A 16,462-nucleotide genomic window follows, 5' to 3' on the forward strand; every position below is an offset into this window, starting at 1 on the left:
TTGTTTTTTAGACAAAAAAATTTATCTAAAAAAAGGATGGCTTAGCAGCTCCCATCGCATATGTACTAAACCATCCAAACTGGTTAATACAGTTTCTTTTGCGGTGGACCAGCGAAGTTTAATGGTCCAATCGAGTTCATATCGAGCTCAATCACGGTTGGCCCTTCAAAAGCAACAGCCTCTTGAATAACCGTTTTAAACTCTTCTGCACTGCCAACTTTCCAGCTCTTCACACCCATTGATTCGCCAAGAAGTTTGTAGTCAGGTGTATGTAATTCATTGAAATACTGACGACCACCAAAGTAGTTATTTTGAATACCACGCATTACGCCATAACCACCGTCATTCATAATCATTAAGACCATATTGGTGTTTTCTTGCACCATGGTTGCAATTTCACCAATACCAAGCATTAAGCCACCATCGCCGACTAAGCCAATTACTTTATTGTCAGGGTTAGCAACCGAAGCACCAATTGCTGTTGCAAGGCCTAAACCAATTGCACCTGCAAGTGAATGGATGTTTTGGTTTGGCGCTTGTACAGGGAATAAACGACTGCCCCATGTACTACCCGACATAGTGATGTCACGTACAAAAATGCCGTCTTGAGGTAAAGCTGCACGTAAGTGATCACAAATTAATGCGTACTGATCGATTTGCTTGCGCAGTGCATCAATTGCAGCCTGTTTAGCAGCCACTACAGCAGCATCGTAATCTGCATCGATTTTTGAAGTTCCTTGAAGCTGTTCTAACACGCGTGTTAAGACATCTTTGGCATCACCACAAATAAAGTTGCGGATTTTGTAATTACGTTGCTGAGCCACTGGGTTTGCGTCTACCTGAATAATGTTTTCAGGAAATTCAACCGAATAAGTTTTGGTTTCATTACTACGTAAACGAGAACCCACCAAAACCATTAAGTCAGCATCTTTTAATAATTGCTCAACACCTGCCGAATTATGGAAAGCACCTAAACTACGTGGATGATCATCTGGCAACACCCCACGAGCATGAGTCGATGAAACAACCGGAATTCCTAAATCTGCAATTGCTTTAACTTCAGCAACACTATTTAAAGTTCCACCGCCAATCCAGAAAATTGGATGTTTTGCTTTTTTAATTTCACTGACAAGAAGGTCAATTTCAGCTTGTTCTGCCTGTGGCAACTCAAGTGCTTTCACTGGACCAAGATTAAGTGGCAAATCAATTTTGGCTGCTTGTACATCAATGGGTAACTCAACACTTACCGGTCCCATTGGAACTGTAGTTGCGACACGAATAGCCTCACGAATCACACCAACGGCATTGTCTGGACTGGTAATACGGAACGCCGCTTTGCTTGATGCACGCAAGAATGTAAGTTGGTCTTTGGTTTCATGAATGAAGCTTGCATCACGGTCGAGATATTCACGCTCAACTTGACCTGTTAAATGTAATACAGGGCTACCTGCATTCATTGCTTCAATCAGTGAACCTACTGCATTACCTGCCCCAGCACCCGTACTGGTCAACGCTACACCTAAGCCCTTAAAGCGTGAGTGTGCATCTGCCATAGTAACCGCGCCAGCCTCACCACGGGCTGCAACAAAGCGCATTTTTTCACGGCGCCCTACCGCATCGGCAATAGGTAAATTGTGGATGGAAATAACACCATAAATACTATCAACTTGGTGCGCTTCTAAAACTCTTGCGATTGCTTCGCCTACATTTACACGTTCAGTCATGTCTGTTCCTCAAAATTTGTTTTCAGTCCTTGAATTTATTAATCGCACCAAGGGTTAGGCTGTTCATTCAGCCCCATATAAATACTCTTTTGTTGCATGTACGATAAAATGCCCAAACGGCCTTTTTCGCGCCCGATTCCACTGTCTTTAAAGCCGCCAAACGGCGCACTAATCGAGAATTTTTTGTAGGTATTAATCCATACCGTTCCAACTTCTAACGCACGTGCAATACGCCAAGCTTTGCGATAGCTTTCAGTCCAGATACCTGCGGCAAGACCAAAACAACTGTCATTGGCTTGGGCTATTAAATCTTGCTCATTGTCATATTTCATAACGACTAAAACAGGGCCAAAAATTTCTTCCTGACAAGTTTGAGCACTGTTATTTAAGCCAGTAATAATGGTCGGTAAGTAATAACTTCCTTTGGCATAGTCACCAGTCGTAAGTGCCTCACCACCAATCAGAACTTGACCACCTTCGCTTTTAGCAAGCTGTACATAGCGATCAACTGACTGCAAATGCTTGTCATTGACCAGTGGCCCTAAATGCACACCAGCTTGTTCCGGATGGCCCACACGTAAACCTTTGGTAATTTCAACCAAACGCGTTAAAAACTGATCGTAAAGACTGCTATGAATAAACAAGCGAGAACCTGCAATACACGCTTGGCCTGCCGAGCTAAAAATACCGTAAGCCACACCTTTAGCAGCCAGTTCGACATCTGCATCCGGTAAAACGATGGTTGGTGACTTACCACCTAACTCAAGCGAAGTGGTAATGAGTTTATCTGCGGCAATATGTGCCAAATGACGACCCGTGGTTGTTCCACCTGTAAAAGAAATTTTACGAACCAATGGGTGCTGAGCAATTGCGTCACCAATGATAGAACCACGCCCCACTAACACACTAAGTAAGCCTTTTGGTAAACCAGCCTCTTCAAAAATTTTGGCAAGCTCTAAAGCAATGAGTGAAGTTGCTTCTGCTGGTTTTAACACTACGGCATTTCCTGCTGCCAAAGCTGGAGCAAGCTTTTGAACTTCACTCGCAATTGGAGAGTTCCAAGGAGTAATAGCTGCCACAACCCCTACAGGTTCATGCACACTCATGGTCATAAAGTCTGGAGCACGTTGAGTGGTGAGCTCATCATTTAGTGTTTCACATGCAGCTGCAACATAACGTGCCGTTGCCGCAGCACTCATCACCAAGCCACGAGTTTCGGTTAAAGGCTTACCATTATCGCGGGTTTGTAGTTTTGATAATTCATCTACACGCGCTTCAATAATGTCTGCAACTTTGTAGAGAATACGTGCGCGCTCATGCGGCAAGCTGTTTCTCCAGCTCGGTTGACGCCAAGCCTGATCCGCTTTTTCAATTGCTTCATTTACATCTTCAAGCGTTGCTGTTGAAAGCTCAGCGTTTACCGACTGATCTGCCGGAAACAGGCTTTGAATGACTGCACCACGGCCTAATCGCCATTCACCCGCAATATAAATTTCCTTTGCCATGATCAAATCCTTCTTAAATCTGTATTGCTTCTACACTGTTGCGACAAGCACGAATCACGCTAAGCGCAGCCAAAGTTGATGTTTTCGGGTTACTTGGCAGCGGCACACCCACCAGTTCAATGGTCATTTGTCCAAAGCCACCTTCCGCCACAATGGTGTGTTTGTTCTTGTTGATAGTTGGATCAACAGTTAACTCAACCATGGTTTCATCCATTCCAAGCCCTGCAAGTGCAATGGTTGCTGCAACGTTGGCATTGGCCGGAAATTTCATGGCAGCTTCACGGGCAGTTCCAGTAAAAAAAACCGTAGGTTCTGAAACATGGTCTAAATCGACCAATTGCTCTGCATAACTACCCTTCCAGCTTTTTGGACTTTTACAGCCTTTATAAGTGACCTTTTGCAAGCCACCTTCTTTGGCCGCAGAAATACCGTCAATACCTGCGATAGCCCCTGCCAGTAAATGCAGATGGGCATCATTTTTTTCGGCAGTTTGTTTAAGCTGAACCAAAAACTCGCTATCAGCCAAAGTACCCACCGAAATCAGACCAATGGTCCAACCTTTCGCTAAAACTTTTTGAGCATGTTCTTTCACTGCTGCTTGACCTGCCACTTCAATGACATAGTCTGGTGTACCATCACATTGCTCAATATCTGAAATCACTTGAATGTCAGAAGAGACTTGTGACTGCACTTTTTCAATACTGCGAGATGGCACGACAATCCATTTGAGTTGTAGATCTTGAGGCAAGTGAGCATACACTTCTGCTGCCATTGCGCCAAAACCAATCATCATCAACTTTTTCATGACAGCACCTGATATTTATAAATGTTTGTTAAAACCACCCGAGACATCTATTGCCGAACCTGTGGTGTAAGATGCCAATGGTGATGCCAAGAAAACTAAAGCACGTGCAGGCTCTTCTGGACGGCCTAAACGCTGCATAGGAATGCCGCGATTTTTTGCAATATTGCCTGTCCACTCTTCCCATGACAGATTTAAATCTGAACGGGTTTCATAACGGCGTTTCCACTGCGCAGATTCCACCATTCCGAGTAAAATCGAGTTCACACGAACGCCATACTGAGTAAACTCATGCGCCAACGAATGGGTTAAATTCAACAGTGCAGCGCGTGCAGATGAAGTCGCAATCATGTGTGGTTCCGGTTGCAATGCCAGTAACGAATTCACATTGGTAATTGAGGCATTTGCCGACTGTTTTAAGTCGTCAAGAAAAGCCCGTACCGGATGTAAAACACTGAAATATTTCAGCTCAATCTCTTTCATCCAGTCTTCATCTTGCGTATTTTCAAAATTTGAAACACGGCCTTGTCCAGCATTGTTAATGAGCATGTCTACATTGCCCAAATTGAGTTTGACCTCTTTGGCAAATTGCTGAACTTCTTCTTTTTTCAACACATTACATGCTTTGGTAAAAATATTGGCATGTGGAAATTTTTCTAAAATATAGTGCTTTGAAGCATTTAGACGTTCTTCATCGCGACCACACCAAGCAACTTTTGCACCCTCTGCAACTAGTATTTCAACAGCAGCCAGCCCAATCCCAGATGAGCCACCGGTAACAACTGCAACTTTTCCTTCAACTTGGAAGCTCATAATCCTTAATCTCTCTTACGATTGTTCCTGAATCGTCAACATAATTTGGTTAAATGCTTGCGGTTGGTCGACATAACTTAAATGTCCTGCATCTTCTATGACGAAGCGCTGTTCCAACTGCAATTCCTGAGCAAGCTCTTGTATACCTGACGCAGGAGTGATTTGATCTTGTTGCCCTGCAATCACTGTGCATGGGACTTTTAAATCGGTTAAGTAATTACGTATTTCGTCATATGCAAGTAAGTACGATGCATGTGTGAAACCTTGTAAGGTCAACTGCTGCATCACTTCTGAGACTAAAGCTAAGGCTTGTGGCTCTTGTTTATAAATCAAATGAGGTCCACGGCTTTGGGCCATACCTTTAGCGCCGAGCTCTTTCAACATTTTTGGTCTTTTTTCAAAAACCTGAATTTGTGTTTGTTCATCGTGGTGTTGGTAGCCTTGAGCTAAGTTAGCAACAACCAAGTGTTTCACTCGCTCTGGGTAAAGTGCAGCAAATGCACTGGCCTGTAAGGCACCTAATGAGTGTCCCACTACAATTGCTTTTTCAATTTTTAAAGCATCGAACAACGCTGCCAAACGCTTTGCGTAGTCGGTCGCATTGGGTTGATCCGTTAAAAGTTCATCTGATTTGCCATAGCCCGGTGCGTCCCAGGCAATGACATGAAAATGATGAGATAGCACTTCAAGTTGGTTTACCCATGAAGCAGAACCTGAACTAATGCCGTGCAATAGCACAAGGTACTCGCCCTGACCGGCTTCCCGATAAGCTTGTTGCTGGCCTTGAACAGTCACGGTTTTCACCGGAAATTCTGCTAACTTTTCAATGAGTGTCATCATTTTCAATTCGTTCCTTTCATTCACTTCATCAAACAATTAACGTTTGATTTGAGATAACGGATGCTCTGGTGGATAGTTCGGAATAGTTGGTTTACCTGTTCCCAACATCACACACATCAAGGCATCTTCTTGACCTGGGTTAAATAGACCTCGGTAGATTCCCGGTGGAATTGAAATCAGGTCACGCTCTTTTAAACGGGTCTGGAATTTCTCACCGTTGTGCTCAATAAACAAATCAATTTCGCCACGGAGCATAAAAAACACTTCTTCAACGTCGTGGTGAATGTGCAAAGGACCTTCACACTGTGGTGGTAGCACCATGGTTGAAAATGTGAAGTTTTCTGCCGGAACGGTGTTACCGTCATTTACGACACCTGTTGCACCCGTACCCATGTAACGCATTTGTGCACGGCGATATTTCGGGTCGTAATCTGCTTGGAACTTCAAAGCATCGAAGTCATATTTACGTGTCTCAAAGCGAGCAATACGTGTGTTTAACCAGTCTTCTAAAGAAGCACCCTCTGGTTGTACCCATGATTCGAATTGTTGTGTAGTCATTTTTTAAACTCCTATACAGTGAATTAATAACGTTTTAAAAGAGGAACCAAGAACAACGACCCAATGACAGCGACCGCAGCCAAGAAGGTAATTCCCAAATTAAAACTATGTGTTTGCATCACGATGTAACCGATCAGTACAGGCGCAATTGCACTTGCAAAATTGCCAAGACCATTAAATATTCCACCCGCAGTTGCACCGACATCTGCAGTTGTCACGCGGGCAAGCAAGGCAAATACAGCAGCGACACCAAAGCCCCAAGCCATAGCACTTAAAGACATCGCAGCAATGATTAGAATTGGATTAGTCATCAGAACCATGACATACATAAAGATTCCGGCTACCAGCAAACCGCTAAAGACCTGGACAGCACGACGTCCCAGTTTGTCTGAAAGAAAGGCGCCAATGATTTCACCAACCAGCATGGCAATAAACGGAAAGCTTGAATAAACACCAAATTCTTTAAGATTAAAGTCCTTATCCTGGATGAGATAAGACGGGACCCAACTATTTAACCCCCAGAGATAAGTCATTAAGGCGATATTGAATATACATACCAGCCAGAACGAACTGTTCTGTAACAGGAATTTAGTGTTTGCAATATGCCCTTGAAAATTGATGCGCTTAGCACCAGCTTCTAGTTCAATGGTTTTCTTGAGTTGCAGATTACGTAATCCAAATACAATAGCCAGTAAAGCAACAATCGTAAGTCCAGCCATTACAAAGAATGTGGTATGCCAGTCGTGATTAGCCAGTACCGCGGCAGTAATTGGAAAGCCTAGAAATGCGCCAATTGGAGTACCAAGTAAAAACATGGTAGAGGCGCGTGCCTGCTGCCGGTCTGTATAGGTCTGTTTAACGATGGTATATGCCAGCGCAAAGAGTGGTCCTTCTGCAAGCCCCAACAATACGCGTAGAAATAACATTCCTGCGTAGCTGGTGGTAAATCCCATAAAAAGCATGAGTATGCCCCATGCAGCTACGCTCCAGAACAGCATTTTTTTAGGATTAAAAATATCGCCCAGAAAACTCAAAAATACAGATGAAAAACCATAAGCCAGCAAGAAACTGGTCATCAGCCAGCCCAGCTTTGCCTTGTCACCTGCGATCCCCATCGCATCCTGGAAATGCGCATCGGAAAACAAAACTGCGATACTGATCTTGTCGAAAAATGCCAGTACCACGCATACCATCAGGACAAAAGCTGGAAGCCAGTGCTTTAATCCATTTTTTTCTTCATTACTCATATGTCTTTCCTTGAGTCTAGTAATGAGTGCCGGATTCAATGTTTAAGGTTTTAATTTCATGACATTAAATTCAGGATCTTGTAATTGTTCAGGGTTAAGCTGGGTTTCAGACTGAATCCAGCGTTTTGCCAGTTTGACCAGTTTGGAATCATTAATGGCAACCATATTCAGTAAACGATTTTCATGGTCCAGATATAAATAGCTCACCTGGTTTTCACCACCTTGACGAATGATTACTTCTTTAGTTTTTTCAGGTTGATAATTTCCTAAAATCTGGATATTAAAGTGATACTGATCCGACCAGAGCCATGGAATATCGTTATATTCAGTTGCTATTCCGAGCATTGACTTGGCGGCTGCAATCGCCTGATTCTGCGCATTCGCCCAAGACTGAATGCAATAGCCCAAACCCGGATGGATCGCGACGTCTCCTGCGGCATAAATGTCCTGATCTGAGGTTTGCCCAAAACAGTTCACTACAATCCCATCTTTCACATCCAGACCTGCGTTGCTGCCCAGCTCTTTTGCAATTTCTGCACCAGCTCCTACAACGACACAATCAAAGAGTTCACTCGCCTGAGGATAATTAACAACCTCTACTTTTTGCTGATACGCCTCAACCAGATGCACGTGCTTACTCTCTAAATGAATCACCGTACCTTGCTGTTCATGAATCTGTTTTAAAACACTGGAAAGCTCTGGACTGACACTACGTGCACACAACCGGTCTCCATATTCAAAAACATGCACTTGCTTGCCCTGTTTTCGCGCAGTAGCGGCGATTTCAAGACCAATCCACCCACCACCCACCACTGCTACCTTATTTGCCTTTTCTAAACGTTCAGCCAAATATTCACAGTCCTGTACATTTCGTAAAGTCAGTACATTAGGAATAAACTGCCAGGTTTTTACTGGTATACGTGCTCGGCTGCCTGTAGCAATCAGTAACTTGTCATAAGGTAGAGTTTTACCATCTTGCAGTATGACCTGTTTGTGCTGACGGTCTAGCTGCGTAGCAAAAGCCGGTTTGTGCCACTGAATATTAAAGCTCTCAATTTGATCGGCTGAAAATAAGCTTAGGCTTTCATAATCAGCCTCTCTAGACAGGACCTGCTTAGACAGGGGTGGCCGCTCATAGAAGACCTGTTCTTCATTAGAGACCACATGAATTTCACCCGAAAACCCATTTTGGCGTAATGTGCTTACGGCCCAGCCAGAAGCCTGCCCGGCTCCAACAATTACAATTCTTTCCATGATTCTGCTCTCCTTGGCTCAGGCATTTTTTACAAAGACTTCACCTGACGGCGAGTAGTGTTATCCAAACCGCCTTCGATTGCCCATTCGGTAAAAAGCTCAAGGCAGTGTTCTTCTTTACGTGGTTGCCATTCTTCTGTCAGATAGTCATCATTGGTGTAATACTCAAATGCACCGCCCAATGGTGAGTTGACGTACCAGAAATAAGCAGAAGAAATTGGATGACGTCCTGGCCCGATAAAAGTTGACCACTCTGAACGGTTCATATGTAAACCGCCCCCAATTACCTCATGAATATCACGAACAACAAACGCAACGTGGTTCAGGCCAGCAGGTTTATTTGGAACACTGAGCAGGAATAAATCATGGTGATAACCTTCACCGCGACAACGTAAGAATGCACCGCGATTTTTGTAGGCATCAGATAAATGAAAGCCTAATTTTTCAATGTAAAACTTCTCGGTGGTTGCCAGATCAGGCGTAAAAAATACAACGTGTCCAATTGCTACCGGTTGTCCTTTTTCATAAACTGGGCTTGCTGCATTGACACGTTGAATATTACCGTACTGGTTAATGCCTTCCGTTTTAAGTTCTGGTACTTCTTTTACAAAACTTTGTTCAAAACGAATGGTCATACCATTGGGGTCAAGACACTGAACTGTCGTTTCAGTACGTTTAAAACCGTCTACATCGGCCAAACGAGCTGCCAAGTCTTCAAGGTCTTGAAGACTATCAGCACCCCACGTGACTTCACGTAAAGTTGAACCTTGCTCAATAGCAGATGGCAAACGGTCATCATCGCAATTAAATAAATAAATTTTGCTACCATTTTGGGTTTGGTAAAGATCAGTACCTTCAATATCCGAACTACTTTGGCTTAAACCAAAATCTGCTAAAAACTTGTTTGAAGCGGCTCTATCTTCAACTCCAAACTTTAAAATCTCGATCCCTGTAATCATTTGACTACTCCTTAGTTAAAGACAAAACCGCCATTGACCGGAATATTTTGACCTGTCACAAAAGAGGACAAATCCGACAGTAGATACAATGCTGTTCCATTTAAATCTTGTGGAAGTTGCTGACGTTGAATCGCTCTTCCGTTGACATATAAATCGTGACGTTCCTGTGGCACATACTCGGTTGCTTCAACCAGAGTAAGGCCCGGTGACAAGGTGTTGACACAGATATTGAACTGTCCCAACTCTCTTGCCATTGAACGTGTCATGGCAACAATTGCACCTTTACTTGCAACATAAGCCATCAGGTTCGGTGCGCCCCAAAGTGCTGTATCGGAAGCAACATTAATAATTTTGCCAGCAGCCGATTGCTTTAGATGGGGAACACATGCCTTACTGATGAGCCATGTGCCTTTCACATTAATATTCATGACCCGATCCCAAAGTTCAGGGTCGTAATCAATCATATTTTTTCCACCGACATTGGTTGCCAGTGCCGCACAGTTCACAAGTCCGTCTAGTCCTTGTAATACTTCCACGCTTTCGGCAACCGCATTTTCAATAGAGTCTGCATTGGCAAGGTCAACTGTTACTGCATGAACGTTTAGCCCTTGTTGCTGTAACGCTTGCGCTTCTTGTTGCACTAAGTCAGACAAAATATCTGCCATCACAACTTCAGCACCAGCCTCGGCAATGGCTTGAGCGAAATCTCGGCCTAAACCACGTGCAGCACCAGTTACTAAAACTTTTTTGCCTTGCAACAACGCTACATTAGCCATGAGCTTCTTCCTGCATCTCGATACGGTTTGATGCATTTAGCGCAGCAATTTTCTTTAATTGCTTTTCAGCTTCTTTCTTCATTAAACGGCGTAAACGTGCAAGACCAACATCGTGTTGATATAAGAATTCTCGTGCACGCGCATTTGGCGCAAGGTTTTCTAAAATAATGCGGTCTTGTTCCAATACATCCCAATGCAACTGTTCTAAATGATTGCGATATAAGAAGCGCCATACATTACGTTGCCAACCACTTACCTTACGGCAGCGCCAGAAAAATACACGAGTATTATTGGCATCAATCGGCGTTGCATAACCCACAATCCAGAATTCGCCACCCGGACCAAATTGTTTACGGTAAGGAATTGAAAGACGTAACCAGCTTGCACCAGTTGAACCATATTCAACCCAGTCGAAGTTCACACCTGTTTGGCCTTCTTTTTCGAAAACAAAGCCCTTATCGGTTGTACGATGCTTCATCTCTGCGGTACGTTCGCCATCCGCCATAGAGTGTGAAGTACAGTGCAAATAGGTCCCGTGCATTGGGTCCATCACGTTATCAATCGCATATTGATGGTTTACTTTCCAATCTGCTTGGCAAAGGAATGAACTCCACTCTTCGCTTGCAAGTTGCTCTGGAAACTCAAGCGGTTTTGGCTGTTCATTTACGTCAATACCAAACCAGATAAAGATCGCACCATGTTGCTCAATGACCGGATAATTCTTTAAACATTTAGTACCAGTCATTGGACATTCATGAACGGCTGGTACATTAGCAACTACACCGTCAGCACGAACTTCAACGCCGTGATACCAGCAAGCAACTCGGTCACCCAAGTTCCAACCAAGGGAAAGACGAGCACCGCGATGTGGACAGCGATCTTCAAGTGCATGAACCTGACCTTCGGCATCACGCCAAACCACAATGTTTTCACCTAAACGGGTAATTCCGACTGGATTAGCAGCCACTTCCCAACTTGCTAAAACCGGATGCCATTGATCACGTAAACCAAGTTCTAAATATTCTTCAGCGCTTTGTGAAGTTGATACGATTGCGTTCATTTTATTCTTCCCTGAATCAATAACCTAAACGTTGCATTTCTTCTGTAAAGCTTGCAGAAGTCCATTCATTACCAGATTCACAGCGGAAACCCTGCTGATTAAGGGCAGAAACAACCTCATCTAACTCAGTTGCGCCCGCAGAAAATGCCTGTATCAAGTTCTTTACAAAATCTTGTTCGTAGAGAGTTGGCTCTTTATAACGTGTCTGCCAAACCAACAACTCAGATTGACCTGGAACTTGAATATTGTTGATACCTGCTTCGGTTGCTGGCGTTGCATGAATCCAGCTTGCCAACTTTTCATTAAATGTCTTCATTGTTCTGCTTCCTTGTACATGTGAGGACTAGAGTTGAATTTGAATATCCTGTCCTTCAACACGAACCGGGTACGTACATAGGTTTCTACACCCGGGTCCACTTTTTAACTCACCTGTCTGAATGTCAAAAATTGCTTCGTGCAATGGACATTCAACAGTCTGATCTTCGATAAATCCTTCGGTTAATAAGGCATACGCATGAGGGCAAACATTTTCGATAGCAAAGTAATTTTTATCGACAAAAAAAACACCAATTTTTTTCCCTTCAATTTCGATGGCTTTCGGCTCATCTTGGTTAACGTCACCCTGCTGACAAACTGAGATCCAACTCATACCTTGCATCCTCATTTTGTTTTGTATATAAAACAATATTTAATATAAGAAACTTTATAAAAGAATACCCTTAAATTATTTTTTATGTCAAATTTTATATTTTACTAATAATCAAATGTTTAATATTTTTATTAAAATAATTTTGTTTTAAATAGAAATAAAAGTTTTATATGTAAAAATTGTTTTAATTATTCTTTAACATTACAATGAATCTGAAACTATATTAAAATTTACTGGTTTGAGTAATTTCATCATGACTGTTGCACTAGACGATACAACTGAAGACCTTTCAAACAATAAGAATGAGGAACGATATCTGGTACCAGGCCTAGTCCGAGGACTGGCTGTTTTGCAGGCTTTTAATCAGGAAGCAAGTGAAATGACCATCTCTGAAATTGCAGAGATTCTAAATGTGAACCGTTCAAGCGCTTTTCGCCTGATCTACACGCTTGAGGCATCAGGTTATCTTAGAAAAGCCAGTGCCAAGACCTATGCCCTAGACTCAAAAGTTATGGAGCTCGGATTTAATAGCTTGTCCAAACTTTCGCTGACCGATCTTGCTACACCTATTATGAAAGAACTGCGGGACCAAACTCAGGTTGCTGCACATCTGTCTGTTCTTGAAGGAACACACATTATTTTTATTCATAATGTTCAGGCTATCGGGGCATTTACGAGTACTTTACAGGTGGGAACCCGATGGCCAGCTCATGCTACAGTAATTGGACAATATCTACTTTCAAGTTTGCCTGAGAACGAGGTACGGCAGCGTTATAGCAAATTTCAGGACTGGAAGTCCTTTTCCGAGCGCACACCCAAAAATTTAAAAGAGTTACTAGCTAGACTTGATTTAGTACGTGAACAAAAATTTATGGTGAGCTGGGGTCATTTTAATCATGATATGGCTGCCTGTGCTGCTCCTATCTTTAAACAGTCTAAACAGGAAATGGTTGCCGTTTTATCAGTGAGCTGTCCTCTTAGTACTTATGATGAAAATATATTTAAAGACGAAATTGCGAATCTGGTTACGGCCTCTGCCAATAAAATTTCAAAATTTATTTATTGATCTCAAGCAAGTTATATCATCGCTGAATTCTTCTTTTATTTGCATATATAGTGCTTTAAAGATGTTTCTGCAAAAACTGGATAAAGTTCTGGAAAAATCGGATAGAGGCCAAATGGTAATCGCGGTTCAATCAAGAAAAGCGCTGATTGAATGGAGTATTACAAAATGGCCTCACGTAGCGTAACTGAATGGCAGGATTTCGTTGCAGGATGCATTGATTTCCGTCCAAATGACGGGGTTTTCCGTATAGCGCGTGATATGTTCACGCAGCCAGAATTGTTTGATCTTGAAATGGAATTCATTTTTGAAAAAGTATGGATTTACGCCTGTCATGAAAGTGAAATTCCCAATAACCATGACTTTCTAACTGTCCAGATTGGCCGACAGCCTATCATCATCAGCCGTGATGCTAAGGGTGAACTGCATGCTATGGTTAACGCCTGTGAACATCGTGGAGCAACCTTGACCAGGGTTGCCAAAGGCAATCAGTCTACTTTCACCTGCCCGTTCCATGCCTGGTGCTATAAGTCCGATGGTCGTCTGGTTAAGGTTAAAGCACCAAGTGAATATTGTGAAGATTTTGACAAATCCAGTCGTGGTCTAAAGCAGGGCCGGATTGCCAGCTATCGTGGTTTTGTATTTGTTAGTCTCGATGTGCAGGCTACAGATAGCCTCGAAGACTTTTTAGGTGATGCCAAAGTATTTCTCGACCTGATGGTCGAGCAGTCACCTACCGGTGAACTGGAAGTGTTACAGGGTAAGTCGGCTTATACTTTTGCAGGTAACTGGAAACTGCAAAATGAAAATGGTCTAGATGGCTATCATGTCAGTACTGTTCACTACAATTATGTTTCGACTGTACAGCATCGCCAGCAGGTCAATGCAGCCAAAGGTAGTGACCTTGATACTCTTGATTATAGCAAGCTGGGTGCGGGTGATAATGAAACTGATGATGGCTGGTTTAGCTTTAAAAACGGTCATAGCGTTTTATTTAGTGATATGCCGAACCCGACGGTCCGCCCTGGATATGAAACAGTCATGCCCTATCTGGTCGAGAAGTATGGTCCAAAGCGTGCTGAGTGGGCAATGCACCGTCTCAGAAACTTAAACCTCTATCCAAGTCTGTTTTTTATGGACCAGATCAGCTCGCAGTTACGAATCGTACGCCCGGTCGCCTGGAACAAGACAGAAGTAATCAGTCAGTGCATTGGGGTTAAAGGAGAGTCAGCTGAAGCTCGCCGTAACCGCATTCGTCAGTTTGAAGATTTCTTTAATGTATCCGGCCTAGGCACTCCCGATGATCTGGTCGAGTTCCGTGAACAGCAGAAAGGTTTCCAAGCACGTCTGGAACGCTGGAGCGATATTTCACGTGGCCACCATGCGTGGTGTTATGGCCCTACCCAGAATTCACAGGACTTGGGCATTGAGCCTGTCATTACCGGACGTGAATTCACACATGAAGGACTTTATGTGAACCAGCACGGTCACTGGCAACAGTTAATGTTAGACGGCCTGAAAAAGAAAGCTTTAAAGCTGCATGATATTACTTATGAAAATCATACTGTAACGGATGAGGTGTAATCATGTCTCAAGAACTCCATTTCGCCGTTTCTCAATTTCTTTACCGTAAGGCAGAGCTTTGTGATGCCTATGAATGGGATGCCTATCTCGAATTATATGATGAAGACAGCGAATATCATATTCCACAGTGGATAGATGACCATACCTATGTACAGGATCCAAATCAGGGCTTGTCTTATATTTATTATGCGGACCGCTCAGGACTAGAAGACCGGGTATTCCGTATCCGTACAGGTAAAGCAGCATCTGCAACTCCTCTGCCACGTACTTTGCACAGTATTAACAATATACGGGTCAAGATGCTTGAGGATGGTTTAATTCAGGCAAATGTTGTCTGGCAGACCCTCTACAACCGTCAAGGTCTGGAAGGCTGTTTCTACGGACATGCAACTTATATTCTGCGCAAAACTGAAGAAACGTTTCGGATCCGTCGTCAGCACACTATCTTGCTTAATGACAAGATTGATTCCGTACTCGACTTTTATCATGTATAAGGAGTGACACATGGGGCATTCTGTTGCACTCAACTTTGCAGATGGTAAAACTTTTTTTATCTCGGTAAATGATGACGAGCTATTGCTGGATGCGGCTGTTCGTCAGGGAATCAACCTCCCCTTAGACTGCCGTGAAGGTGTATGTGGCACCTGTCAGGGACAGTGTGAAACTGGCATTTACGAGCAGGATTATGTTGATGAAGATGCGTTAAGCGAGCGGGATCTTGCTGAGCGTAAAATGCTGGCCTGTCAGACCCGGGTCATGTCAAATGCTGCTTTTTATTTTGACCATAACTCAAATATCTGTAATGCAGGTGACACGCTCAAGCTTGCCACCACGGTCACTGCTGTTGAGCTGGTTTCTGAAACAACTGCAATTTTACACCTTGATGCCAGCACACATAAGGAACAGTTACAGTTTTTGCCAGGACAATATGCACGCTTACAGATTCCAGGCACATCAGACTGGCGCTCATATTCTTTTGCCAACCGGCCAAATTACTCTAACCAGCTACAGTTTTTAATCCGGTTGTTGCCGGATGGAGTAATGAGCAATTACTTACGTGACCGCTGTGAGGTTGGTCAAACCTTAATGATGGAAGCTCCTTTAGGCAGCTTTTATTTGCGCGAAGTAGAACGTCCACTGGTTTTTATCGCTGGTGGAACCGGACTTTCAGCCTTTTTGGGTATGCTCGACAATATCGCAGAACAGCCTAACACACCTGCCGTTCAGCTATTTTATGGTGTAAATAGTGAGGCTGATTTATGTGAACAGCAGCGGCTGCAGAGTTATGCTGAACGTATTCCCAACTTTAGTTATCAGCCGATTGTGACTAAAGCTTCAAGTACATGGACAGGAAAAACTGGCTATATTCAGGAGCATTTAAATAAGGACCAGCTCGCTGAGCAGGCATTTGATATGTATTTGTGTGGTCCTCCACCCATGATTGAGGCAGTTAAAAGCTGGCTGGATATTGAAGAGTTGCAGGATTATCGGATTTATAGCGAAAAATTTTTACAGAGTAATACCAGCCATAGCCCATAAAACAAGTTGTACCAAGGAAAGATAACAACAAGACGTTTTTTCAGAGGCTGATCTCTCGTCAGCCCCTGTTAGCGTCTTATACATACTTA

17 protein-coding genes are annotated in these 16,462 nt (G+C 43.3%); 4 read left to right on the forward strand and 13 right to left on the reverse strand.

Features of this window, described 5'->3' with window-relative positions:
• Positions 1-83: 83 nt before the first annotated feature.
• Genes B3R63_RS04870 through B3R63_RS04930 form a run of 13 tightly spaced genes read right to left on the reverse strand, consistent with a single transcriptional unit; the run spans position 84 to position 12,187 of the window.
• A complete protein-coding gene (locus tag B3R63_RS04870; protein WP_286728463.1) occupies positions 84-1,724 on the reverse strand; it encodes a thiamine pyrophosphate-binding protein in 1,641 nt (546 codons plus the stop codon).
• A 38-nt stretch (positions 1,725-1,762) separates the two neighbouring features.
• On the reverse strand, positions 1,763-3,229 hold the full coding sequence (locus B3R63_RS04875) for an aldehyde dehydrogenase (protein ID WP_001040557.1): 1,467 nt from the start codon (positions 3,227-3,229) through the stop codon (positions 1,763-1,765).
• A gap of 13 nt (positions 3,230-3,242) precedes the next feature.
• The gene (locus tag B3R63_RS04880; protein ID WP_000735778.1) at positions 3,243-4,034 is read right to left on the reverse strand and encodes an aspartate dehydrogenase; all 792 of its coding nucleotides are present in this window, start codon (positions 4,032-4,034) and stop codon (positions 3,243-3,245) included.
• 15 nt (positions 4,035-4,049) lie between these two features.
• The gene (locus tag B3R63_RS04885; protein ID WP_000009973.1) at positions 4,050-4,844 is read right to left on the reverse strand and encodes an SDR family oxidoreductase; all 795 of its coding nucleotides are present in this window, start codon (positions 4,842-4,844) and stop codon (positions 4,050-4,052) included.
• Between the two features lie 15 nt (positions 4,845-4,859).
• Complete coding sequence (locus B3R63_RS04890) at positions 4,860-5,684, reverse strand: alpha/beta fold hydrolase (protein ID WP_286728873.1); 825 nt, start codon at positions 5,682-5,684, stop codon at positions 4,860-4,862.
• Between the two features lie 36 nt (positions 5,685-5,720).
• Positions 5,721-6,242, reverse strand: coding sequence for a cupin domain-containing protein (locus tag B3R63_RS04895; RefSeq protein WP_101160842.1), 522 nt, complete (start codon positions 6,240-6,242; stop codon positions 5,721-5,723).
• Between the two features lie 23 nt (positions 6,243-6,265).
• Complete coding sequence (locus B3R63_RS04900) at positions 6,266-7,489, reverse strand: MFS transporter (protein ID WP_286728875.1); 1,224 nt, start codon at positions 7,487-7,489, stop codon at positions 6,266-6,268.
• Positions 7,490-7,531: 42 nt separating this feature from the next.
• The gene (locus tag B3R63_RS04905; RefSeq protein WP_286728877.1) at positions 7,532-8,743 is read right to left on the reverse strand and encodes an NAD(P)/FAD-dependent oxidoreductase; all 1,212 of its coding nucleotides are present in this window, start codon (positions 8,741-8,743) and stop codon (positions 7,532-7,534) included.
• A gap of 29 nt (positions 8,744-8,772) precedes the next feature.
• Positions 8,773-9,702 (reverse strand): VOC family protein, encoded by a 930-nt coding sequence (locus B3R63_RS04910; RefSeq protein ID WP_286728879.1) that lies wholly within the window; start codon positions 9,700-9,702, stop codon positions 8,773-8,775.
• Between the two features lie 11 nt (positions 9,703-9,713).
• Positions 9,714-10,478 (reverse strand): SDR family oxidoreductase, encoded by a 765-nt coding sequence (locus B3R63_RS04915; protein WP_286728881.1) that lies wholly within the window; start codon positions 10,476-10,478, stop codon positions 9,714-9,716.
• Entirely contained in the window at positions 10,471-11,538 is a 1,068-nt protein-coding gene (locus tag B3R63_RS04920) for an aromatic ring-hydroxylating oxygenase subunit alpha (RefSeq protein WP_286728883.1), read from the reverse strand. Before B3R63_RS04920 ends, B3R63_RS04915 begins: the two co-directional genes overlap by 8 nt.
• Before the next feature lie 16 nt (positions 11,539-11,554).
• Positions 11,555-11,854, reverse strand: a complete 300-nt coding sequence (locus tag B3R63_RS04925) for a recombinase-like helix-turn-helix domain-containing protein (protein WP_250705904.1) — start codon at positions 11,852-11,854, stop codon at positions 11,555-11,557.
• 27 nt (positions 11,855-11,881) lie between these two features.
• Positions 11,882-12,187, reverse strand: coding sequence for a non-heme iron oxygenase ferredoxin subunit (locus B3R63_RS04930; RefSeq protein WP_286728886.1), 306 nt, complete (start codon positions 12,185-12,187; stop codon positions 11,882-11,884).
• A 253-nt stretch (positions 12,188-12,440) separates the two neighbouring features.
• Here B3R63_RS04930 and B3R63_RS04935 point away from each other — a divergent pair, with 253 nt between their 5' ends.
• The 4 genes from B3R63_RS04935 to antC all read left to right on the forward strand — a co-directional run bounded on the left by B3R63_RS04935 (position 12,441) and on the right by antC (position 16,373).
• A complete protein-coding gene (locus B3R63_RS04935) occupies positions 12,441-13,253 on the forward strand; it encodes an IclR family transcriptional regulator (RefSeq protein WP_286728888.1) in 813 nt (270 codons plus the stop codon).
• Between the two features lie 165 nt (positions 13,254-13,418).
• Positions 13,419-14,834, forward strand: coding sequence for an anthranilate 1,2-dioxygenase large subunit (gene antA, locus B3R63_RS04940; RefSeq protein ID WP_286728889.1), 1,416 nt, complete (start codon positions 13,419-13,421; stop codon positions 14,832-14,834).
• A 2-nt stretch (positions 14,835-14,836) separates the two neighbouring features.
• Positions 14,837-15,328: an anthranilate 1,2-dioxygenase small subunit gene (gene antB, locus B3R63_RS04945; RefSeq protein WP_265761168.1), complete on the forward strand. Its 492-nt coding sequence runs from the start codon at positions 14,837-14,839 to the stop codon at positions 15,326-15,328.
• A 10-nt stretch (positions 15,329-15,338) separates the two neighbouring features.
• On the forward strand, positions 15,339-16,373 hold the full coding sequence (gene antC, locus B3R63_RS04950) for an anthranilate 1,2-dioxygenase electron transfer component AntC (RefSeq protein WP_248134442.1): 1,035 nt from the start codon (positions 15,339-15,341) through the stop codon (positions 16,371-16,373).
• The last annotated feature ends 89 nt before the right edge of the window (positions 16,374-16,462 follow it).

The sequence above is a fragment of the Acinetobacter sp. UBA1297 genome, from assembly GCF_002307755.1.
Classification (GTDB): Bacteria; Pseudomonadota; Gammaproteobacteria; order Pseudomonadales; family Moraxellaceae; genus Acinetobacter; species Acinetobacter radioresistens.

What these genes read in the sequence shown, in the direction of transcription:
- B3R63_RS04885 (WP_000009973.1), bottom strand. Translation starts at nt 4,844, where the DNA reads ATGAGCTTCCAAGTTGAAGGAAAAGTTGCAGTTGTTACCGGTGGCTCA.
- antC (WP_248134442.1), top strand. Translation starts at nt 15,339, where the DNA reads ATGGGGCATTCTGTTGCACTCAACTTTGCAGATGGTAAAACTTTTTTT.
- B3R63_RS04880 (WP_000735778.1), bottom strand. Translation starts at nt 4,034, where the DNA reads ATGAAAAAGTTGATGATGATTGGTTTTGGCGCAATGGCAGCAGAAGTG.
- B3R63_RS04870 (WP_286728463.1), bottom strand. Translation starts at nt 1,724, where the DNA reads ATGACTGAACGTGTAAATGTAGGCGAAGCAATCGCAAGAGTTTTAGAA.
- B3R63_RS04900 (WP_286728875.1), bottom strand. Translation starts at nt 7,489, where the DNA reads ATGAGTAATGAAGAAAAAAATGGATTAAAGCACTGGCTTCCAGCTTTT.
- B3R63_RS04905 (WP_286728877.1), bottom strand. Translation starts at nt 8,743, where the DNA reads ATGGAAAGAATTGTAATTGTTGGAGCCGGGCAGGCTTCTGGCTGGGCC.
- B3R63_RS04890 (WP_286728873.1), bottom strand. Translation starts at nt 5,684, where the DNA reads ATGATGACACTCATTGAAAAGTTAGCAGAATTTCCGGTGAAAACCGTG.
- B3R63_RS04925 (WP_250705904.1), bottom strand. Translation starts at nt 11,854, where the DNA reads ATGAAGACATTTAATGAAAAGTTGGCAAGCTGGATTCATGCAACGCCA.
- B3R63_RS04875 (WP_001040557.1), bottom strand. Translation starts at nt 3,229, where the DNA reads ATGGCAAAGGAAATTTATATTGCGGGTGAATGGCGATTAGGCCGTGGT.
- B3R63_RS04930 (WP_286728886.1), bottom strand. Translation starts at nt 12,187, where the DNA reads ATGAGTTGGATCTCAGTTTGTCAGCAGGGTGACGTTAACCAAGATGAG.
- antA (WP_286728889.1), top strand. Translation starts at nt 13,419, where the DNA reads ATGGCCTCACGTAGCGTAACTGAATGGCAGGATTTCGTTGCAGGATGC.
- B3R63_RS04895 (WP_101160842.1), bottom strand. Translation starts at nt 6,242, where the DNA reads ATGACTACACAACAATTCGAATCATGGGTACAACCAGAGGGTGCTTCT.
- B3R63_RS04910 (WP_286728879.1), bottom strand. Translation starts at nt 9,702, where the DNA reads ATGATTACAGGGATCGAGATTTTAAAGTTTGGAGTTGAAGATAGAGCC.
- B3R63_RS04935 (WP_286728888.1), top strand. Translation starts at nt 12,441, where the DNA reads ATGACTGTTGCACTAGACGATACAACTGAAGACCTTTCAAACAATAAG.
- B3R63_RS04915 (WP_286728881.1), bottom strand. Translation starts at nt 10,478, where the DNA reads ATGGCTAATGTAGCGTTGTTGCAAGGCAAAAAAGTTTTAGTAACTGGT.
- B3R63_RS04920 (WP_286728883.1), bottom strand. Translation starts at nt 11,538, where the DNA reads ATGAACGCAATCGTATCAACTTCACAAAGCGCTGAAGAATATTTAGAA.
- antB (WP_265761168.1), top strand. Translation starts at nt 14,837, where the DNA reads ATGTCTCAAGAACTCCATTTCGCCGTTTCTCAATTTCTTTACCGTAAG.